The 21,486-nt window shown below is 55.2% G+C and carries 19 protein-coding genes; 18 read left to right on the top strand and 1 reads right to left on the bottom strand.

What is annotated here, in order from left to right; translation table 11 throughout:
- Positions 1 to 280: 280 nt before the first annotated feature.
- Complete coding sequence (holA, locus tag ACI7RC_RS05670; protein WP_408107250.1) at positions 281 to 1,330, top strand: DNA polymerase III subunit delta; 1,050 nt, start codon at positions 281 to 283, stop codon at positions 1,328 to 1,330.
- A 69-nt stretch (positions 1,331 to 1,399) separates the two neighbouring features.
- Here the strand turns inward: holA and rpsT are convergent, their stop codons facing one another.
- Entirely contained in the window at positions 1,400 to 1,666 is a 267-nt protein-coding gene (rpsT, locus tag ACI7RC_RS05665) for a 30S ribosomal protein S20 (protein WP_408107249.1), read from the bottom strand.
- A gap of 164 nt (positions 1,667 to 1,830) precedes the next feature.
- On the opposite strand from rpsT, the gene gpr reads away from it, so the two are divergent.
- From gpr to ACI7RC_RS05580, 17 genes are all read left to right on the top strand, one after another.
- The gene (gene gpr / locus ACI7RC_RS05660; protein ID WP_408107248.1) at positions 1,831 to 2,952 is read left to right on the top strand and encodes a GPR endopeptidase; all 1,122 of its coding nucleotides are present in this window, start codon (positions 1,831 to 1,833) and stop codon (positions 2,950 to 2,952) included.
- A 434-nt stretch (positions 2,953 to 3,386) separates the two neighbouring features.
- Positions 3,387 to 5,270, top strand: a complete 1,884-nt coding sequence (locus ACI7RC_RS05655) for a PrpR N-terminal domain-containing protein (protein WP_408107247.1) — start codon at positions 3,387 to 3,389, stop codon at positions 5,268 to 5,270.
- Positions 5,271 to 5,484: 214 nt separating this feature from the next.
- Positions 5,485 to 6,801, top strand: a complete 1,317-nt coding sequence (locus ACI7RC_RS05650; RefSeq protein ID WP_408107246.1) for a four-carbon acid sugar kinase family protein — start codon at positions 5,485 to 5,487, stop codon at positions 6,799 to 6,801.
- A gap of 16 nt (positions 6,802 to 6,817) precedes the next feature.
- A complete protein-coding gene (locus tag ACI7RC_RS05645) occupies positions 6,818 to 7,855 on the top strand; it encodes a TRAP transporter substrate-binding protein (protein ID WP_408107245.1) in 1,038 nt (345 codons plus the stop codon).
- 65 nt (positions 7,856 to 7,920) lie between these two features.
- Complete coding sequence (locus tag ACI7RC_RS05640) at positions 7,921 to 8,436, top strand: TRAP transporter small permease (RefSeq protein ID WP_408107244.1); 516 nt, start codon at positions 7,921 to 7,923, stop codon at positions 8,434 to 8,436.
- Positions 8,437 to 8,438: 2 nt separating this feature from the next.
- On the top strand, positions 8,439 to 9,713 hold the full coding sequence (locus ACI7RC_RS05635) for a TRAP transporter large permease (RefSeq protein ID WP_408107243.1): 1,275 nt from the start codon (positions 8,439 to 8,441) through the stop codon (positions 9,711 to 9,713).
- 36 nt (positions 9,714 to 9,749) lie between these two features.
- Positions 9,750 to 11,015: a nickel pincer cofactor-dependent isomerase, group 22 gene (locus ACI7RC_RS05630; RefSeq protein WP_408107263.1), complete on the top strand. Its 1,266-nt coding sequence runs from the start codon at positions 9,750 to 9,752 to the stop codon at positions 11,013 to 11,015.
- 39 nt (positions 11,016 to 11,054) lie between these two features.
- Positions 11,055 to 12,497 (top strand): aldehyde dehydrogenase family protein, encoded by a 1,443-nt coding sequence (locus tag ACI7RC_RS05625; protein WP_408107242.1) that lies wholly within the window; start codon positions 11,055 to 11,057, stop codon positions 12,495 to 12,497.
- Positions 12,498 to 12,523: 26 nt separating this feature from the next.
- The gene (locus ACI7RC_RS05620; RefSeq protein ID WP_408107241.1) at positions 12,524 to 13,726 is read left to right on the top strand and encodes a hydroxyacid-oxoacid transhydrogenase; all 1,203 of its coding nucleotides are present in this window, start codon (positions 12,524 to 12,526) and stop codon (positions 13,724 to 13,726) included.
- A gap of 36 nt (positions 13,727 to 13,762) precedes the next feature.
- A complete protein-coding gene (pdxA, locus tag ACI7RC_RS05615; protein ID WP_408107240.1) occupies positions 13,763 to 14,767 on the top strand; it encodes a 4-hydroxythreonine-4-phosphate dehydrogenase PdxA in 1,005 nt (334 codons plus the stop codon).
- A gap of 114 nt (positions 14,768 to 14,881) precedes the next feature.
- Complete coding sequence (locus tag ACI7RC_RS05610; RefSeq protein WP_408107239.1) at positions 14,882 to 15,865, top strand: 2-hydroxyacid dehydrogenase; 984 nt, start codon at positions 14,882 to 14,884, stop codon at positions 15,863 to 15,865.
- Positions 15,855 to 16,964 carry a molybdopterin-dependent oxidoreductase gene (locus tag ACI7RC_RS05605; protein ID WP_408107238.1) on the top strand — a complete coding sequence of 370 codons (1,110 nt, stop codon included), beginning with the start codon at positions 15,855 to 15,857 and terminating at the stop codon, positions 16,962 to 16,964. Before ACI7RC_RS05610 ends, ACI7RC_RS05605 begins: the two co-directional genes overlap by 11 nt.
- On the top strand, positions 16,948 to 17,664 hold the full coding sequence (locus ACI7RC_RS05600) for a hypothetical protein (protein ID WP_408107237.1): 717 nt from the start codon (positions 16,948 to 16,950) through the stop codon (positions 17,662 to 17,664). Before ACI7RC_RS05605 ends, ACI7RC_RS05600 begins: the two co-directional genes overlap by 17 nt.
- Before the next feature lie 201 nt (positions 17,665 to 17,865).
- Positions 17,866 to 19,035: a stage II sporulation protein P gene (spoIIP, locus tag ACI7RC_RS05595; protein WP_408107236.1), complete on the top strand. Its 1,170-nt coding sequence runs from the start codon at positions 17,866 to 17,868 to the stop codon at positions 19,033 to 19,035.
- Positions 19,036 to 19,040: 5 nt separating this feature from the next.
- Complete coding sequence (locus ACI7RC_RS05590; RefSeq protein ID WP_408107235.1) at positions 19,041 to 19,349, top strand: DUF3679 domain-containing protein; 309 nt, start codon at positions 19,041 to 19,043, stop codon at positions 19,347 to 19,349.
- Positions 19,350 to 19,510: 161 nt separating this feature from the next.
- A complete protein-coding gene (locus tag ACI7RC_RS05585; protein ID WP_408107234.1) occupies positions 19,511 to 20,479 on the top strand; it encodes an ABC transporter ATP-binding protein in 969 nt (322 codons plus the stop codon).
- A 12-nt stretch (positions 20,480 to 20,491) separates the two neighbouring features.
- Positions 20,492 to 21,469 (top strand): ABC transporter ATP-binding protein, encoded by a 978-nt coding sequence (locus ACI7RC_RS05580; protein WP_408107233.1) that lies wholly within the window; start codon positions 20,492 to 20,494, stop codon positions 21,467 to 21,469.
- The last annotated feature ends 17 nt before the right edge of the window (positions 21,470 to 21,486 follow it).

Genomic DNA, 21,486 nt, shown 5'->3' with positions numbered 1-21,486 from the left:
GATTGGAAATCCTTGTTAGATAATTGGTCAGTCGTAGAAAAAAAAGCAGGGGAGTGCGGCTGCAGACCAGCACCACATGAAGCAGCAAAGCGTATAGTACAGTATCGCCCCCCTGCTTACCGTTTAGGAAGAAGATAAGACCCGGGACTTCTGCCTAGACGTTTACATAAACGCGCCCACTGCACGCAAGCTGCGGCTTAAAGCCGCAGCTTTTGTGTTGCCCTTTTCGCAATGATATAATAAAGGAATTGATTCTCGGCCGGTGAACGGAGGTATGCTTATGCCGCTGCACGAGGTAGTAAGGGAGATTAAAGCGAAGCGGATTGCTCCGCTCTACGTTTTATACGGAGCGGAAACCTTTCTGATGGAGGAGTTTGTAAAGCTTCTGCGCTCCGAGTTGATTGATCCAGAATACGCAGATCTCAATGTAAGCCAATACGACTGTGCGGAAACACCGCTTTCCGCCATTTTGCAGGATGCCGAAACACTGCCGTTCTTGGCGGAACATCGCCTTGTTTTGGCGGATAATGCCTTCTTCCTGACAGGGGTGAAACCGCCGAGCAAGGTGGAGGTTGACGCGGATGAACTGATCCGCTATTTGGACGAGCCGGCCGAGTACACTGCCGTCATCTTACGCGTGAATGCGGACAAGCTGGATGAGCGAAAAAAATTGGTCAAAGCCTTGCATCAAAAGGCAGTCGTCGTCCCTTTTCAACCGCTCCAGGCCGCTGACCTGTACGGGTGGGTGGAGCGAAGGGCGAAGCAGTATCAGGCGCGGATAGAGCGCCCAGAGGCGATGAAATTGGTGGAGCGGGTAGGAAGCGATCTTCGCCTGCTCGACAAAGAGCTGGAAAAAATGGCGCTCTACACGGGGAATCAAGACGCTGTCATAACGGATCAGGTAATCGAACTGCTCGCATCCAGAACGCTGGAACAGAATGTGTTCGCCTTGGTGGAGGCGGTAGTCGGAGGACAGCTGAATGAAGCCTTCCGCATCCTCTACGATTGTCTCAAAACAGGCGAAGAGCCGATTCGGCTGTTGGCGCTGTTGGCGAGGCAGATCCGGATGCTTTTGCACATCAAGATGTGGGCCCCTCGCGGTTATACACAACAGCAGCTGGCCGGCATGCTCAAGGTGCACCCGTACGCTGTGAAGAAAGCGATGGAGCAGGCGAGGCACTTTGACGAAGCAGGTTTGCGACGCTTGCTGGGGATCTTGGCTGAGGAAGATTTTCGGATGAAGTCGGGCCAGGTGGACAAGCGGATTGCCCTGGAGGTATTCATGACGCAGGTAGCTGCCCAGCTTCAGACGGCGAAGGCGGGTCATTAGCTAATCAGTGAGATGACAAAAGACAAACCCCCGGACACTCGATCCGGGGGTTTTCGCCTGCATAGCTGCTTAAGCAGAGAGCTCGTTCAGTTTTTTCATCAGGCGGGATTTTTTGCGATTCGCTGCGTTTTTATGGATAAGTCCTTTCGTAGCGGCTTTGTCCAGTTTTTTGACTGCCACCAGAAGGGTAGATTTCGCTAGCTCCAGATCATTAGCGGCAACTGCTTTTTCAAAGTTTTTCACTGCAGTACGCAGGTCGGATTTTTGCGAAGCGCGCTGCAAGCGGCGTTTTTCGATCTGCTTTGTACGCTTAATAGCGGATTTGATATTTGGCATGTATGTCACCTCCTTAAAACGATCAGAACTGCAAAAAAACTAGTAAATACAACAAGAAATATTCTAGCATGCCGCGTATCCGAATGCAAGAAAGGTTTCCGAATAATATTTCCACATTCATGCAAGCTATGGATAACACGATGGAGCGTCGAGGAGGAGATGTCATGCTGGAACAACATAACGTGGACATGTCGGCATTTTCGATCCGCACAGATCTGGCTTTAGAAGCCCATGAAATCGCCTTGGCCGCCGAAGAGACAGAGAGTGGGAGCATCCCGGGAGTCACGCTTTCCACGGATGACAGCGAGCCTGGAATCAAGGTGACACGACTGCGGGTTGAAAACGAGGAAGCAGGGCGCAAAATCGGCAAGCTGCCCGGCAACTACATCACGATCGAGGTGCCGAAGCTGAGGGACAACGACACGAAACTGGAAGACGCCGTAATGAGGCGTTTTGCCGGGGAGATGCGGCAGTTTCTTCAAGACCTCGGCCTGACGGAAGACAAAAAGTCGCTGGTAATCGGTCTTGGCAACTGGAACGTGACACCGGATGCACTCGGGCCGATGGTGGTGGAGAACCTGCTCGTCACCCGGCATCTGTATTTGCTGGCTCCAGAATCAGTCGAAGAGGGATACCGCGAAGTGAGTGCTCTGTCGCCAGGGGTGCTGGGAATTACCGGGATTGAGACGAGCGAGATCGTCTACGGCGTGGTGAAGCAGAGCAATCCCGACTTTGTCATCGCTGTCGACGCGCTGGCATCCCGGGCGCTGGAACGAGTCAATACCACCATCCAGATCGCCGATACCGGCATCCAGCCCGGATCAGGCGTGGGCAATAAACGCAAGGCGATCGACAGCAAGACCCTGGGAATCCCGGTCATCTCGATTGGCGTGCCGACAGTCGTCTTCGCCGCCACGATCATAAGCGATGCGATCACCTACCTGCTGGGCCATTTCGGGCAGTCGATGAAAGAGAGCAAACGGGCATTTACACGGCTGGTGCCGGAGGGCAGGAACCTGCCCGAGCGCAAAACGCCGTACACCGAAGCCGATCTGCCCGAGATGGAGGCGCGCAAAACATTTATGGGTCTGGTCGGCCAATTGGCCGAGAACGAAAAAATGCAGCTGATCCAGGAAGTCCTGCAGCCTCTGGGACAAAACCTCGTCGTCACCCCCAAAGAGATCGACGAATTCATGGAGGGAATCGCCAACGTCGTGGCCGGCGGCCTCAACAACGCCCTCCACCGCGCCGTAGAACACGAAAACGTCGGCGCCTACACCCATTAAGACCATCAGTTCATTTGAGAGACACCGGCTCACCTGAATCAATCAGGCGGGCTTTTTCATCAAGGTCGGAGATAACCGCTATAAACCTTGAGCAAAAGTCCGAGAAACTTAAAAAAAATGGGGCGAGCGCAGGCCTTGGCAAGCCCACCCAGTCGGAACGGAAAAAAACGGCACACGCTTGTCGGCCAAATTCAACGTTGAGTTACCCTCAGTCCTTTTTGGTCGACGTGCCGTTTTTTGCAGTGCAGACGGCCAGTCCCGCTTCCCCGCAGGCGCGCCACAGCCGAAGCGAGCCCATTTTTTTCGGTTTCCATCATCAATGTTCACCAATCCCCCCACCCCCCTATTGAAAAAAGAAATCCATACCAGTACACTATATGTATCAAAATGCAACATTCAAAATGCAGGTATTGTTGCGAAAATGAGGGGTTCACGTGGCGCGTATTCTGGTGATTGCCCCCTATCAGGGGCTTCGGGATATTTTTCTGGAGATCAAAGCAGAAATTAACCATGATGTTGCAATTGATGTCGAGGTAGGCGATCTGTACAAGGGATTGGCCTTAGCGAAAAGCCTTGAAGACAGAGGGTACGACGTGATTATCAGCCGGGGAGCGACCGCGCGCCTGCTGCGCAAGCACTGCAACTTGCCGGTGGTGGAAGTGAAAATCTCCGGCTACGACATTTTGCGCACCCTGACGCTGGTTAAAGGCTTTACCGGTAACATCGGACTGATGAGCTATTTGAACACCATCCAGGGCGCCGATGCGATCGGAACGCTGTTGGACATGAATTTGACCTTCTTTCCCATCGGCGAAGAGCAGGAGATCGAGCAGGGTTTGAAGCAGGCGCTGGCACAAGGCATCCAGGTCATCATCGGCGATGTGATCTCCACATCTGTCGCTAGCCGTCTCGGGATGCAGGCCATCTTGATCACATCGGGCAAGGAAGCCGTGCTGGAATCGATCTCCGAAGCGGAGCACATGGCCTATTACACGCGGCGGGAGAAGGAAATGCGGCAGCGCATGGAGGCGCTGGTGCAAAGTTTGCCAGTCGGCGTGATCGCCGCCGCAGGCGATGGATGCGTGTTTGCCTTTAACCATCAGGCGGAAGATGTACTCGGCATCCAGGCGGGATACGCGCTGGACAAACCGTTTGAGCAGTTGCACCCGCTCCTCAATCTCGATAGTGTGCTGAAGACGAGTCAAGCCTCCGGCGAAGAAGTCTTCTCGCTGAATGGAGAAAAAGTCCTGATCCAGAAACTGCCGCTGATCGTAGAGGAGAAGCAGGAGGGCGGCTTTGCGGTGATACAGCCTGCGCGCCAGATCCAAAAGGCGGAGTCCCGGCTGCGCCAGTCGCTTGCCGGCCAGGAGTCCCGGGCGAGCATGCATTTTAACCAGCTGGTAACCAGTTCGGACGGGATGAAAAAAATGCTGAAGCTGGCGAAGCAGGCAAGCCGAACAGAACTGCCGCTGCTTCTGTACGGCGAGCCTGGCACCGGCAAGCAAAGCGTCGCCCAGGCCATTCACAATGCCGGGCGCCGCAGGGATTTTCCGTTCGTGTTCATCAACTGCGAGGCGTTTGGCGAGGAGCAGCTGATGCTGGAGCTGTTCGGCAGTGAAGGGAGCCTTGTAAAGCGCGGGGTCTTTGAGCTGGCCCACGGCGGAACGCTGTTTATCGACGCGATCGGCAAGCTGCCGCTAACCGTACAGGCGATGCTGATCAACGTCTTTCAAGAGAAAAAAGTCAGCCGTCTGAACGGCACTGCTCCGATCGAGACGGATGTGCGGATCATCGCCGCCAACGCCCAGAGCTTGAAAGAACGCGTAGAAGCAGGAGAGTTTCGCGAAGATTTATTCCATTTGATCAATGGCTACAACCTGTTCATCCCGCCGCTCCGCGAGCGGAAAGAAGATATTGACGATCTGGTGCGGTGGTTCATCGCCTCGTTTAACGCTCGTTTTGGCAAGCAGATCGTCGGCGTTCGGCAAAATGTGCTGGCCATGTTGAAAGAGGCGGATTGGCCGGGCAACATTCAGGAATTAAAAACTACAGTGGAAAAAATGTGCCTGGCGGCCGAGGGGCCGTTCATCGATCGTGCGGAAGCGGAGAACGTCCTGCTCGAGGTAAGGAACGAAGCACATCGCGCTCCGACTGACGCGGGGATCGAAATCAGCGGCAAAACGCTGGAGGAGATTGAACGGGAAATCATCTGGAGGGTGCTGGAGGAGGAAGGACAAAACCAGTCGGAGGCGGCGAAACGGCTGGGAATCAACCGCTCAACACTCTGGCGGAAACTGAAGCATTCGATGCAGGAGTAAAACAGCAAGCAACAAGCCCAAATGCTTGTTGCTTTTTTGTACGCAAAATAAAAAATACAAAAAATCGTTGCAAAATAAAACAGTTAGAATGGATTTTCCATATTGAATTTTGCAACGCTTTCAGGTACTCTACTATTGCAACAGGATGAAAGTTGCTGAAGAGGTGATCGATACATATTTGCGCGTCGTTGCAAGGTAAGAGGTGATTGATTCATTGGCTAGGATAGTCGTTATCGCTGACGATTTAACAGGAGCGAATGACACAGGCTTGCAGTTTGCCAAAAAAGGCTTTTGTACCGTGTCATTGCTAGATCCTGTCCATCAGGAAAGCGCCCAAGACGCAGATGTTTGGGTCATCAATGCGGAAACCAGATCACTTGATCGCGAGGACGCCTACGAAAAGAACAAGGCGATAGCCGAGGGCATGAATTTGGCCGAGATTCCTTTCGTGTACAAGAAGATTGATTCCACAATGAGAGGAAATATCGGGAGCGAGATCAATGCGCTCTTGGACAGCTGCCCGTTTGACGTGGCGGCGGTCATTCCTGCGTACCCGGTTAACAGGCGCACGACGATAGGGGGATACCACATCATCGATCAAGTTCTGCTCGAGGATTCAGAGATTGCTCGCGATCCCAAATCGCCAGTCAACGAATCTCATCTGCCTACACTCTTGCGTGAACAGGCAAAGCGAACGGTCGGTCACATTGACCTAAGGACGATACGCCAGGGCGAAAGCGTTTTAGCTCGTGAGATTGTCCGTCAGCATGAGAGCGGGACCCGTTTGATCGTCTTTGACAGTTTTGATCAACCAGATCTGCAGAAAGCTGCGCAAGCGCTGCTGGCTACTGGCTTGCGGGTCTTGTGGGTAGGATCAGCCGGATTGGCCCATGCGCTGTCTGATGAGCTTGTCATGGACGCCGGACCACAGCCGACGGTCAGCGGCAAGCAGGCAAGTGAGGGTTCAGTCAATCCAGTTTTTATTATTGCCGGCAGTGTAAGCGCTGTTACGGCGGGGCAGATCGAGGTGCTTAAAGAGCGTCCGCAGTTTCGGATCGTGATGGCCGATCCGCTGCGATTCTTGCAGCCGGAAACGGTTCACGCGGAACTTGACCGCACCCTGCAAGAGATACTGGACATCATCGACGATGGATATTCTCCGGTGCTCGTCACGGATTCATCTGAACAGATGAGACAGGCGGTAGCAAATTGGATGAAGCGCACAGGAACCAGCGGTCTTGCCGCAGGCAACGCGATTGCCGATTGCCTGGGGACGCTGGGAGTAAATGTGCAGGCGAAGCGAAAGCTGCAGGGCTTTGTTCTTACCGGCGGAGATATTGCGTACCGCACCTGCCTTCACCTACAAGTGAAAGCGTTGCAAATTGTCAGTGAAGTGGAAGAAGGCATTCCGCTGTCGGTCGTAATCGGCGGACCGGCGGACAAGCTGCCTGTCGTCACCAAGGCGGGGGCATTTGGAAATCGCTTTTCCTTGGCGAAAGCCGTGGAAAAAATAAACACATATGAACCATAAGAGGGGGATTTTTGACGTGAAGAAATTATTCAATACACTGGTCATCTCGACCATGGTTCTTCTGACCGCGTGCGGAGGCGGCGGGAACGAGGCGAAGCCTGCGGATAATGGCGGACAACAGCAGCAGCCTGCTGCATCTGCCGGCGGCTCTGTCACCTTAAAGGTAGGCCACACGCTGGCTGACACCTCACACTACCAGAAGGGCCTGGAGAAATTCAAGGAACTGGTAGAGAGCAAGACCAATGGCGCCATCAAAATCGAGATCTTCCCGAACGGCTCGCTGGGCGGGGAGCGTGACATGATCGAAGGCTTGAACGTTGGCAGCATCGATATGGTGCTTACCTCTACGGGCCCGATGAGCGGATTCGTATCGGAAGTGACGGTTGTAGACCTGCCGTTCCTGTTCCGCGATGCCGATCATGCCCACAAGGTGCTTGACGGTGAAGTCGGGACGGAACTGCGCAGCAAGGTTGAATCGACGATGGGCGTAAAAACCCTGGGCTGGTGGGAAAACGGTTACCGCAACGTCACCAACAACTCCCATCCCGTAACCAAGCCGGAAGATTTGAAAGGTTTTAAAATCCGTACGATGGAAAACGACATCCATATGGACTCTTTCAAGGCACTGGGCGCACAACCGACGCCGATGGCCTTTACGGAGCTGTTCACGGCGCTGCAGCAAGGAACGATTGACGCCGAAGAGAATCCGGTGCCGATCATCATGACTTCCCGTTTCTACGAAGTGCAAAAGTACCTGTCCATGACTCGCCACTTCTACTCTCCGTCGCTGTTGATGATGTCCCAGGCGAAATTCGACGCGCTGACTCCGGACCAACAGAAAGCGATTGAAGAAGCAGCCATCGAAGCAGGCAAATTCGAACGCGATACCGTTGCCGAAATGGAAATACAATATCTGGAAGAGTTGAAAGCAAAAGGAATGGAAATCATCGAGCCAGACATGCAGCCGTTCGTGGATGCGGTAAAACCTGTCTATGAAAAATACGAGCCGCAATTCGGCAAAGAGCTGATTGATAAAATTCGCAACACGCAATAAAAGCAGTAAAGAAAACGGCGGATAGGACGACCTATCCGCCGACTCTTAAGGTGGGGTGAAGTCTTTTGCAGGGTATTGTCAAGGCAATTGATGGTTTCAACAAGGTTTTGCGTTATGTGATTGCTGTCCTGCTTGCCGCTATGACCGTTTTGATCGTGTATCAGGTGGTTGCACGGATGTTAAGCAGTTATCTCAATCTGGATATCCCCCGTTGGACGGAGGAATTGGCCCGTTATTGCATGATTTGGTCTGTCTTGATCGGCACGTCCCTGGCCGTTCGCTACAGTGCCTTGATTGGAGTGGAGGCGATTGCGGAACGTTTGCCGCAAAACATGCAGAAGCTGCTCCGGATTCTCGTACTTGTGATTTCGATGGTCTTTTTTGTCGTACTCATTATCTATGGTTTTGAAATGCTCGGACATGTTGGAAAACAGCTTTCTCCCGGATTGAAACTTCCCATGACGATTCCGTACGCATCTTTGCCGATTGGCGGTCTGTGTATGTTGATAAATGCAATTGCGGTTCTGATCGAGGTCACGACCGGAAAAATGAACCGAGAATTCTTTAAGGGGGCTGAATAACCGTGGCATCCATCATGATGATCTCGCTCTTGGTCATGCTGCTCTTGAGCGTGCCAGTCGCCCTCTCGATCGGTCTGGCATCGATGATTTCCCTGATAAATGACGGCACGATGCCGCTTACCGTGTTGATTCAGCGGATGTTTGCCGCTCTCGACTCGTTTCCGTTAATGGCGATTCCGTTTTTCATTTTGGCCGGCTCCCTGATGGAGTCAGGCGGCATTTCCCGGCGGTTGGTCAACTTTGCCAACTCGCTCGCAGGCGGAATGACCGGCGGTCTGGCGGTCGTGACGGTCGTAACGGCCATGTTCTTTTCCGCGATTTCCGGTTCCAGTGCCGCTACGACGGCTGCGATCGGTTCTATTTTAATTCCGGCTATGGTAAAAAAAGGGTATGACATCCGATTCGCCGGTGCCACCCAGGCAGTATCCGGAGAACTGGGCGTCATCATTCCGCCGTCGATTCCGATGATTCTGTTCGGAATCTCGGCAGGGGTATCCATTGGCGATCTGTTTCTTGCCGGGTTTTTGCCAGGCTTATTAATCGGCGGCTCATTGATCTTTGTCTGCTGGTATTTATCCAAACGGCGCGGATACAAAGGCGAGACGGGGATTACCTGGGGCATGCGCCTGAAAGCTTTTAAAGAAGCGCTGCTGGCCCTGTTGATGCCGGTCATCATCCTCGGCGGGATTTACGGCGGGTTCTTTACGCCGACCGAGGCGGCCGTCGTCGCAGTCGTGTACGCGTTGATCGTCGGCGTGTGTGTCTATCGGGAAGTGAAGTGGAAGGAACTCATTGAGATCTTCTCTCGTTCGGCGATTACGACATCGATCATCATGATCATCATCTCAGCTGCCGGGATGTTCGGCTGGATACTGACACGCGAACAGGTTCCGCAAAAAATTGCGGCGGCGTTTACCAGCTTTTCTGAAAATCCGGTGGTCTTCCTGCTGCTCATTAACCTGCTGCTGCTGTTCGTCGGGATGTTCTTCGAGACCTCGGCTTCGATCATTATTCTGGCGCCGCTGTTGACACCGATTGCAGTACAATTGGGCATCGACCCGGTTCACTTCGGAATGATCGTAATCGTCAACCTGGCGATGGGAATGGTGACGCCGCCGGTAGGGGTCAATCTGTTCGTGGCCTGTCAGATAGCAGGCATCAAACTGGAGGAACTGACCAAGGCATTGCTCCCGTTCTTCGTGATGCTGATCATCGATATTCTGATCGTCACATATGTTCCGGCGATTTCCACCTGGCTGCCGGCACTCTTTAAGTAGCGGCGCGAATCCACTTCGGGAGGCGAATTTTTGTCTATGAAGTTCCCAAAAATGGTTAAAATCAGACAGCGGTTTACTGGACCTGCCGTGGCTGATATCGATGCAACCGTCCGCAGCCAGCTGGAAAACGTGCAGCTGCCCGAACGCATCAAGCCGGGGATGACGGTTGCCATTACCGCCGGCAGCCGCGGCATCGCTAACATCCACATCATCATCCGCGCCGTCGTTCGCGAGTTAAAGCGCATGGGCGCCCAGCCGTACATTGTGCCGACGATGGGCAGCCACGGCGGAGCGACGGCAGAGGGACAGGTGGAAGTCCTGGAAAGCCTCGGGGTGACGGAGGACTTCTGCGGCGCCCCGATCAAATCGTCGATGGAGGTGGAGCAGGTAGGGACGACCGAGGAAGGAATGCCCGTCTATGTGGACAAAAATGCACTGGCCGCCGACGGGATTATCCTGATGGGCAGGATCAAAGTCCATACCGACTTCAAATCACCGATCGGAATCGAGAGCGGTCTGATGAAGATGGCGGCGATCGGTCTGGGCAAGCACAAGCAGGCGCTGCTGATCCACAGCTACGGGGTCGCGGGCATTCGCGACATCATGCCGAAGGTGGCCAGAGTCATGCTGGCCAACACCAAGATCCTGTGCGGCGTCGGCATTGTAGAGAATGCGTTCGAACAGACGGCGATCATTGAAGCGATACACACTTCCCGGATCGAGGAACGGGAACGGGAGCTGCTTCGGGAATCGGCCGCCCTGATGCCAAAGCTTCCGGCGGAGGACATCGACATCCTGCTGGTGGATGAAGTAGGCAAAAACTACAGCGGTACGGGGATGGATACGAACATTATCGGTCGTCTGCGGATCCAGGGAACGCCGGAGCCGGACTCGCCGCGCATCAAGTATATTATCGCGAGCGACCTGTCCGAAGCTTCCCACGGCAACGCGCTGGGCATCGGCCTGGCTGATCTGACTACACAGCGATTCTTTGACAAGATCGACTTCAAGGCGATGAATGAAAATGTCATCACCAGCACCTTCCTGGCGCGGGCGAGCGTCCCGATCGTGATGCCGAGCGATCGCGACGCGCTTGCCGCCGCACTGCGCGCCAATTGGGGCGTGGAGCCGGCCAAAGCGAGGATCATGCGCATTCCCAACACGCTCCATCTGGAGTACGTGTACGTATCGGAAGCCCTGCTGCCGGAGGTAGCCGTCCTTCCCGGCGTAGAAGTGGCAGGAGAATTAGGCGATTTTGAATTCGATGATCACGGATATCTGCCAAAAATGCTCCACACGTAAAGAAGTGAGTCGATAAGAAGAAGCGGGAGGAGAGAAACCATGCAAAACGGGACAGGTCAAAAGACGGCTGTTTACGGAAATTACATCGACGGAAACTGGCAAGTTACGGAGGATACCTTCCCCGTTCTGAATAAATATACAGGAGAGGAAATCGCCCGCATCAGCAAGGCGTCAAAAGAGGACGTCAACCGGGCGGTAACCAGTGCTCTCCACACCTTCAAGTCGAAAAAACTGAGCCCCGTTCAGCGCTACGAGATTCTGATGCGAACGGCCCAGATCGTCAGCGAGCGCAAGGAAGAGCTGGCGATGATTATGGTCGGCGAGGTGGGCAAAGTCATCAAGGACGCACGCGCCGAGATCGACCGCGGCATTCAAACCCTGATCGCTTCTGCGGAAGAAGCGAAGCGTATTGCCGGTGAGGGCGTCCCGCTCGGACAGCCTGGCTGCGACAACAAGCTGGCATTTACGGTTCGCGTGCCGGTAGGGGTGATAGGCGCGATCACGCCTTTCAACTTTCCGTTCAATTTGACCGTTCACAAGGTAGGACCGGCGATTGCAGCGGGCAACACGGTCGTGCTGAAGCCGGCAGAGATGACGCCGATCATCGCGTGTAAGCTGGCGGAGATCATGGAAGAAGCGGGGCTTCCCGCCGGGTTCCTTCATGTGGTCAACGGTTTTGGCCAAGAGACCGGGCAGTACCTGCTTGAAGACGATCGGATCGCGATGTTTACCTTTACCGGAAGCCCGGGCGTAGGCCGCCATATCAAGAGCGCGACCGGGATTCGCAGAGTGACACTGGAGCTGGGCAACAACTCGCCGAACATCGTTCATCACGATGCGCCCGATCTGGATAAAGCGGCAGAGCTTTGCGTGACGCGCGGCTTCTCCAATGCGGGGCAAGCCTGCATCTCGGTACAGCGGGTGTACGTCCATCGCGACGTGTTCGATGTGTTTGTCGAGAAGGCGGCGAAGGTGGCCCAGTCGATCAAGGTAGGCGATCCAGCCGATTCCGCTACGGATGTGGGTCCGATGATTTCCGAGAAGGAAGCGAAGCGTGCCGAAGAGTGGATCAAGGAAGCGGTCCATCACGGCGCGAAAGTAGTATGCGGCGGCAAGCGCGAAGGAGCTGTACTGTATCCGACTGTCCTGGTGGGTGTAACGGCTGAGATGAAAGTGGTTTGCCAGGAGGTGTTCGCGCCGGTCATCAGCATCATCCCGTTTGACGACATCGACGATGCTTTCCGCATGGCGAACGACAGCCGGCTCGGCTTGCAGGCGGGTCTGTTCACCGCCAATCTGCAATTGGCCCTGCGTGCCGTCCATGAACTGGAATTCGGCGGCGTCATCATCAATGATGTTTCCACCTTCCGCGCTGACGTCATGCCGTATGGCGGCGTCAAGGACAGCGGGATCGGCAAGGAAGGGCCGCGTTGGGCTGTGGAAGAGATGACGGAAGAGCGTATCGTGGTCATGAGCCTATAAGAGCGGTGGAGAGGAGAGAAGGATAGATGAGACACACATGGGAGTTTTTTTCAACAGAGAGAATCGTCTTCGGTAACGGATCGATCCAGGAACTGGACAAGATTTTGCAGCGCCTCAAGGCCAAAAACATCTTCCTGGTCACGGACCCGGGCATCAAGGGGGCCGGCATAGCCGACAAAATCATCGGCCTGCTGCAGAATGCCGGGTACAATGTGGCCGTGTACGATCAGGCCGTCCCGGAACCGCCGATTGAGACGGCGATTGAGTGCCACGAATTTGCCAAGTCGCATATGGACACCGATGCGATTATCGGCCTTGGCGGAGGCAGCAGCATCGATTTGGCTAAGGTAGTGGCCCTCTTGATGGCCCATGGCGGCCATCCGCGCGATTACTTCGGCGAGCATCGCGTGCCCGGCCCGATCGCGCCGCTGATCGCGATCCCCACCACAGCGGGAACGGGATCGGAGGTTACCTCTGTCGCCGTGTTGGCCGATGTGGAAAACAACCTGAAAATCGGCATCTCCGACAACTATCTGCGTCCGGCCGTCGCCCTGCTCGACCCGGAACTGACGGTCGGCCTGCCGCCGTACGTCACCGCCTGCTCCGGGATCGACGCGCTGTCTCACGCTGTTGAGGCGTACACGGCCAAGAACTTCCGCTATATACAGGCGGAGGGGGAACTGCTGTTCAAAGGCTCGCTCCCGCTCGCAGACGCACTCGCCTTTAAGGCGATTGAACTGGTTGCCGAGAACCTGGTCCTGGCCGTACAGCAGGGCAGCAATCTGGAAGCGCGGAGCAATATGCTGCTCGGCAGTCTGCTTGCGGGAATGGCCTTCTCCAATGCCGGTACGGCCGCCGCACACGCCCTGGCTTACCCGATCGGCGGGCTGGTCAAATCTCCGCACGGGGAAGTAACCGGGCTGCTGCTGCCGTACGTGATGGAATACAATACCTCTGTAGAGCAGGAAAAGATGGCGAAGATCGCCTTGGCTTTTGGCGTCAACCCTGCCGGCAAAACGGAAAAAGAGCTGGCTGAAGCAGCATCGCAAGAGGTGTTCAAGCTGGTGGAAGCGATCGGCCTGCCAACGAAATTGTCGCAAATCGGCATTAAAGCAGAGGATCTGCCGGAGATCGCCAGAAAAACCCTGGAAATCAACCGGTTGATTCGCAACAATCCGCGCGTGCCAAATCAAAAGAGCCTGGAAGAGCTTCTGCGCAAAGCGCTGTAATCACCAGGCTGTGCATAGAAAGGCAGGAGTGTCGACATGACAACCAATAACAGACCGATCATCGCGATCACGATGGGAGATGCCGCCGGAGTAGGTCCGGAAATCATCGTGAAGGCACTGGCAGACAGCACCGTCTACGAGAACTGCCGCCCGTTCGTCATCGGCGACGCCAAAATGCTGGTGCGTGCCTTGGACATCGTGGGTGCCGATCTTGCAGTCCGTTCAATTCAATCCGCCGAGGAAGCAGTGTTTCAGCCAGGCAGCATCGACTGCTTGGATCTGGACCTGCTGCCCGCCGATCTGCCGTTTGGAAAGGTGTCGGCGGAAGCGGGCCATGCGGCCTTCCGCTATCTGGAGAAAGCGATTCAACTGGCAAACGACAAGCAGATTGACGCCATCTGCACCGCGCCGCTGAACAAGGAAGCACTGCACAAGGGCGGGCATATTTTCCCCGGGCACACGGAGATTCTCGCAGAGCTGACGGGCACGGAGGATTATTCGATGATGTTGTCCGCACCCAAGCTGAAAGTGATTCACGTGACAACCCACATCGGCTTGATCGATGCCGTAAAAAAGATCAATCCGGACCGCGTCTACAAAGTGATCAAGCTGGCCCATGAGACCCTGCAAAAGGCGGGATACAGCGAACCCCGCATCTGCGTCTGCGGCATTAATCCGCACGCCGGCGAAAACGGCTTGTTCGGCTACGGCGAAGAGGAAGAGAAGATTGTCCCCGCCGTGGAAAAGGCTCAGCAGGAAGGCATCAAGGTTGTAGGGCCGCTTCCGGCTGACACGTTGTTCTTCCGCACGGTTCGCGGCGACTTTGACATCGTTGTCGCTATGTACCACGATCAGGGCCACGGACCTGTCAAGGTGCTGGGATTGGAAGCGGGCGTCAACATCACGGTCGGTCTGCCGATCATCCGCACCAGTGTGGACCACGGCACGGCTTTTGACATCGCCGGAACCGGGATCGCCGACGAGCTCAGCTTGAAAGAAGCGATTCGTCAGGCCATTGAACTGGCGCCCAAACGTGCATAACGGTACTATGGAAAGAGACGGCTGATCGCAAGCTGTCTCTTTCCATACGCGGTTGGGATTTTTTGAAGATCGGCATAAAACGAGCTGGAAGACACAGATGGAGGTGCATGTTCATTGAGTAGGGCTAAGGTTGTCGTGACGCGCAACATTCCCCGGCGGGCATTGGATCTGTTGCAGGAGCAGACAGAGGTGTTCGTTTGGGAGTCGGATGAAGAGATCATCCCCAGAGATGTGCTGCTCAGAGAAGTGAGGGACGCGGAAGCGATTTTTACCAATGTGGCCGATGAGATTGATCGGGAGGTATTTGACGCCGCTCCCCGTTTGCGCGTTGTCGCGACGATGGCTGTCGGTTTCGACAACATCGACATAGCAGAGGCGACAAGGCGGGGAATTCCCGTCGGACATACCCCGGGCGTGCTCTCTGAGACAACCGCCGATCTGACGTTTTCTCTCTTGATGGCGACCGCACGCCGCATTCCCGAGGCGGATCGGTATGTGAGAGAAGGCAGATGGAAAAGCTGGGCGCCGATGCTTCTGACCGGACAGGACATATATGGCGCGACGATCGGCATCATCGGCATGGGGCGCATCGGAGAAGCGGTGGCCAGACGGGCAAAAGGGTTTGACATGAACATCCTCTACCACAACCGAAGCCGCAAGCCTGAGGCAGAGGAGGCCTTGGGCGCGCAGTATCTTCCATTGGATGAGCTGCTCGCCGAATCCGATTACGTGGTGCTGATGGCACCGGCGTCGACAGAGACGAACAAGCTGATCGGCGAACGGGAACTGTCGCTGATGAAGCCGGACGCCATCTTCATTAATGCATCGCGCGGCACCAATGTGGACGAGGCGGCTCTCTATCAGGCACTGAAGCGCAAACAGATCTGGGCGGCAGGATTGGACGTGTTTGAGACAGAGCCGATCGGCGCCGATCACCCGCTGCTCACCCTGGATAATGTCGTTGCTGCCCCTCACATCGGCAGTGCCAGCATCGCAACGCGGACCAGGATGGCCCAGATGACAGCTGAGAACATTCTCCGCGGTCTCGCCGGCGAGAAGTTGCTGCATACGGTCAATGCTGCGGTCTATGAAAAATAGGCGTTTTTTGGCGGCCCTGCACGGCATTCATGCAGCAGTGCTCTCGGTGCTGCTTGCAACCGGGGCGTGTTTGTACGTCCCGGCGCTGCGCTCTTTGTTTGGCGAATCGATCAGACAGGTGCGGAGCGCCCATATTGCCATCGGGCTTTGTTACCTGCTGCTGCTGGCCATCGCTGTTGTTCCTTTAGTCCAACACCTTCGCCGCGACCGGCGCTGGACGAAAGCCTTTCACGTCTGTCTCCAGTACCTGCTCGGGGCAGGCTGGGTGGCTAGCGGGATTTACCTGTGGGTGAACCATACAGAGTACTTGAGGCTGCGCCAGCTGGCCTCACTCGTCCACGACGGCTTAAGCCTGTTCATCATACCATGGGCCATGGGCCATATCGCCCTTTGGTACGTCGGAAAAATCAGACAAAGAGGGGCGGTCAGGCACTCCCGCGACCGGGGCGGGCCGTTGTTTACGAGGCGGGAGGTGCTGATTTTATTTGCCGGAGGGTTTATCGCGCTGTTGGCAGGCGGGCTGTTGCGCTGGTTCCGGCCGTTGACGGATTCTACTCTGGCGTCGCTGGACACCGGCAAGCGCAGGGGGTATTTCCGGATCTATTCGGTGACGAGCGAGATTCCGCCTTTTGACTCAAACGAGTGGCGATTGACGGTAGACGGACTGGTAGAGCGGAAGAGAGATTTTACCTTTGCGGAATTGACCAGTCTGCCGTCCCAACTTGTCGTCAGCGATTTTCACTGTGTGACAGGCTGGAGCGTGACCCAGGTGAAGTGGAAAGGCGTGCCGTTTTCCAGCCTCCTGGAGCTGGTCAATCCGGAAGCAGCCGGGACGTATGTCAAAATGCACAGCGCAGACAGGTTGTATACGGAGACGTACGAACTCTCTCAATTGCTGCAGCAAAATGTCCTGCTCGCCTACGAACTGGATGACAAGCCGCTTCTGCCCCAGCAAGGAGCGCCGCTGCGCCTGGTGCATCCCGACATGTACGGCTACAAGTCGATCAAATGGCTCAGCCGCATCGAATTCACACAGCAGCGGGGGCTCGGCTACTGGGAAGAAAAAGAGGGGTATGACCTGAATGGCTACATCGCGTAAAGGCTGGAAGATCGCCTTGTTTGCAGGCGTTTGGGCCTGCTTGTTCGCCCTCGCCTTTTGGGGGACCGTGAGCCGGCAAGAGGAGGAGGTGCTTCGTCTGCACAGGCTCCTCGTCAGTGCACAGAACAGAGAGGTTTATTCCCTAGAGGAACGGCTGCAGGTAGACGGTCGGGAAGAGGTCAGCTTGTCCGCCGTATCACAGGCCTCGCCCCGTCTGGCGAGAGTCGCATCCCGCGTACGGTTGACCGAATCCGAAGATTTTCGCTTTGAAGTCTACTTCTCATCAGATGCTTTATACATTTACTCGCGAAACAGCGGCGTGTGGAACCGAGCGGCGTACAATCATCCGGCTGCGGCTGAATTGGAGGAGCTTCGCGATCCGTTTGCGTTTTGGCTGAGAATGCTGGCTCATGCCAGCGAAGTACGGGCCCGGGGCGGCGGACGTTTTGAGGTAACCCTGCGGCCGTTTCGCGATGACATTCACGGCATGCACGTGGAAGATGTGCTTGAGGCCCGGATGCTCATCAGCCTGGACGAAGCGTCGGGCCGGCTGGACACGTTGACATTGCACGCACGGCTAAAGCCCTCGATTATCAAAAACCGCCGGGAAATTGAGTATACTGCGAGAGTGACCGGCAATGCCGGGGTGCCCGCGCTGACACTTCCGGAAGCCGCGCAATCAGCGATTCCGCTGCCGTAAAACGGCTCTTTGTCCGGTGACTGTCACGTCAACGCCCGGCTGTTTTGATAGAAGTAGAAAAAGAGAAAGGGTTCCCCGTTCTAGCTTCTCTATCGGCTGCATAGTCTAACAACATAAGATTGATAACTTGGCTTCGCCGTATTGACCAGGCGATGCTGTCGTCGCTCTTATGTTGAGACAAGCGCCAAAGGAGGAGAAGAGATGGCAGCTCTTTTGCAGCGGCAATTTGCGATTCTGTCAGTCGGTACAGCCCTGCTGTTCTTGCTAACGGGGTTTTTGGCGATCAATGGTAACCGCGCTGTACTCAGCTCTTCTACCATACAACTTGCTGTGTCGGAGATTTCGACGGTAACTTTTTTGCAGTTGATGGGCAGGGAGATTCCGCTGTTGAGTGAAAAAGTACAAGCCCCCGCGGGCGGCGAGGGAAACAGCATCTCCCACTCTGTCTTTCAGGTGTTGACGGGGATCGCTCCAGGCGATCTGCACGCCGTCATCGGGCGGGAGCTGCCGGGAATGCTGGCGCTCGAGCAGTCCGGATTGAAAACGCCGGAGGCAGCTGAAGACCCGGCGATCGCGTATACGGAGTCTGCAGCTCCTTTTGGTGCAGGGGAAACGGCACCGCCTGCCGATTCTGCTGATGGCGAAAACCCTCCTGAGACGGGAAAGCCGCCTGATGCGGGAGGATCGAAGAGGGCAAAGAAGGATGTCGTCTTCGTATACAATACGCACAACCGGGAGTCCTGGCTTGACGTAGCAGAGCGAAAAACCGGTTCCTCTGCTGTCGATCACCCCACCCAAAACATTTCTCTGGTAGGCAAGCATCTCGCCGAGGTTCTGAATGACCGGGGAATCGGCACACAGTTTAGCGGTCACGATATCTATCAGGAGCTGTTGGATCAAGGGAAGAGCTATGGCCTGTCATACGCCCAATCGCTGAAGGTGATAACCGCCGCCACCAAGCAAAACCGTGATTTGCATTACTTTTTCGACATTCATCGCGACGCCTCGCCGCGCGACAAAACGACGGTCACCATCAACGGCAAGACGTATGCCCGCCTGATGTTCGTCGTCGGAACCCGTAACGAGAACTACAGGGAAAACCACAAGTTCGCCAGCGAATTAAACGCGCTGCTGGAGAAAAAATATCCCGGATTGTCGCGCGGTTTGGATGACAAAGGGGAAAATGAGGGCAACGGCGAGTACAATCAGCACGTCTCACCCGGCAGCATTCTGATCGAAGTAGGCGGAACGGAAAACAATTTGCAAGAGTGCAAGAACGCCATCGAGGCATTTGCTGAGGTCTTTGCCGACTATTACTGGCAAGCGGAGCGGGTATCGGCGCCGGCTTCGCCTGCGGCAAATGAGGGGTGATGGGGGTGAACCTGACGCTGAAGCTGGCCGGCATGGTCTTTCTCCTCCTCGTCGGGGTCATCCTCGGACTGCAAACAGCCGAACGGGGCATACACAAGGTTGGCGGCAAGCCGGCTGAAAAACAGCAGACTTACTACATTACAAAAGTGGACAAGTCGAAAGTAGAGGTTGCCCCGGTCGGGAAACAAGGCAGCCAGCAAGATCAAATCGAGAGTGACAACTACATCAGCCAGATCGGCAACATGACTGGCGAGTGGCTGCGGGACAGCACCAATGCGATCGCAAAGTGGGTAGCCGGCTTTTTTGAACCGTAAAACCTGTTCGGAATTGCAAGATAGGTCGGCCAGAGATTTTTGGCTGGCCTATTTTTTTTGTCGGTTCCGGTCGAATTATTTTTATTGAATGAAAAATTTTTTAATGTGATAATAATATATGTACTATTTTGAATTTTCAGCGATTGAGAGAGGTGTGTTTTTTGACACAACCGATTCTGGAAGTAGAAAACCTGCAGACGTCCTTTTTTACCGACCGCGGTGAAGTACCTGCCGTAGATCGCGTCAGTTTGTCGATCAGCGAGGGCGAAATCCTTGGCATCGTAGGTGAATCCGGCTGCGGAAAAAGTGTTACCTCCCTATCGATTATGGGGTTGATCCCCAGCCCTCCGGGAAGAATTGTCGGCGGACAGATCAGGTTTAGAGGGGAAAACCTGGTCGGGGCAGGCGAGAAGCGAATGCGCAGGATCCGCGGTAATGATATCGCGATGATTTTTCAAGAGCCGATGACATCATTAAATCCCGTCTACACGATCGGGGACCAGATCAGCGAGGCCGTTCGCATCCATACGAAGTCGACGAAGCGGGCTGCCAGAGCGCGTTCAGTAGAGATGTTGAAAAAAGTGGGAATCCCGCGTGCGGAGGCGATTGTAGATGAGTATCCGCACCAGCTTTCCGGCGGCATGCGGCAGCGGGTGATGATCGCGATGGCGATGGCCTGTAATCCCAAGCTGTTGATCGCCGATGAGCCTACGACTGCACTGGACGTAACGATACAGGCGCAGATCCTCGATTTGATGCGCGCTTTGAACCGGGAGTCAGGTACGGCGATCCTGCTGATCACCCACGATTTGGGCGTCGTCGCAGAGATCTGCGACCGGGTAGCCGTGATGTACGCCGGAAACATCGTCGAACAAGGCGACGTCCGCACCATACTCAAACATCCAACCCACCCCTACACCATCGGCCTGATCAATTCCATCCCCAAACTGGAAGAAAAAAAACAGCGCCTCTATTCAATACCGGGGAATGTTCCGACTCCCGGTAAGCTTGCTGCCGGCTGCCGTTTTGCCCCTCGCTGCGAATCCGCGATGGAGAAGTGTTACGTACAATTTCCCGAACTGACCCAGGTAGGAGCTGGACATATGTCCCGCTGTTGGTTGAACAATTAGGCGGAAAGGAGCATGCCAGTGGCTGCAGAACTGCTCAGCGTACAGCAATTGAAAAAATACTACCCGATCACCGGCGGCGTTTTTGGCCGGCAGGTCGGGCAGATCAAGGCAGTGGACGGGGTTACGTTTGCCGTAAACCAGGGGGAGACGCTCGGGCTGGTGGGGGAGAGCGGATGCGGAAAATCGACGATCGGACGGACGATCCTGAGGCTGATCGAACCTACCGAAGGAGACATCCTCTTTGAAGGCCGCTCGATTACCAAGCTGGGTAAGGCAGACATGAGACTGATTCGCCGCAACATGCAAATCGTCTTCCAGGATCCGTTCGCCTCGCTCAATCCCCGGAAAAACGTTGAGAAAATCCTCGAAGAACCGTTAATCGTCCACGGCATCGGCAGTGCCAAGGAACGAAAAAAACGCATCGAAGAGATGCTGGAAGTGGTTGGTATGTCCAGCTATCACGCCAGCCGTTATCCGCATCAATTCAGCGGGGGACAGCGGCAGCGCATCGGCATTGCCAGGGCGCTGATGCTGCATCCCAAGTTGATCATCGCCGATGAACCGGTCTCCGCTTTAGACGTGTCGATCCAGTCCCAGGTGCTTAACCTGATGCAGGACCTGCAGCGCGATTTTGGCCTTACCTACATATTCATCGCCCACGACTTAAGTGTCGTTCGGCACGTCAGCGACCGGGTCGGTGTCATGTACCTGGGTCGGCTTGTGGAGCTGACCGACAAGGACCGCCTGTACGAAAAACCGCTCCATCCCTACACCCAGGCATTGCTGTCGGCCGTTCCGAACGCAGATCCCGACCTGAAGCGGGAGCGGATCATTCTACAGGGGGATGTGCCAAACCCGGCTGACCCGCCGACAGGCTGTACGTTTCACACCCGCTGTCCTCAAGCGAAGGAGGTGTGCCGCCGTGTTCCCCCCGAATTTCGCGACACCGGGGAAGGACACCATGTGGCCTGCCATTTATACACATCATGAATGCTATGAGCAATAGA

It is taken from the genome of Brevibacillus sp. B_LB10_24 (assembly GCF_046036945.1).
In the GTDB taxonomy this organism is placed as follows: domain Bacteria; phylum Bacillota; class Bacilli; order Brevibacillales; family Brevibacillaceae; genus Brevibacillus_C.
Note: the sequence above shows the minus strand (reverse complement) of the source record. Positions and strands in the feature narration are given on the sequence as shown.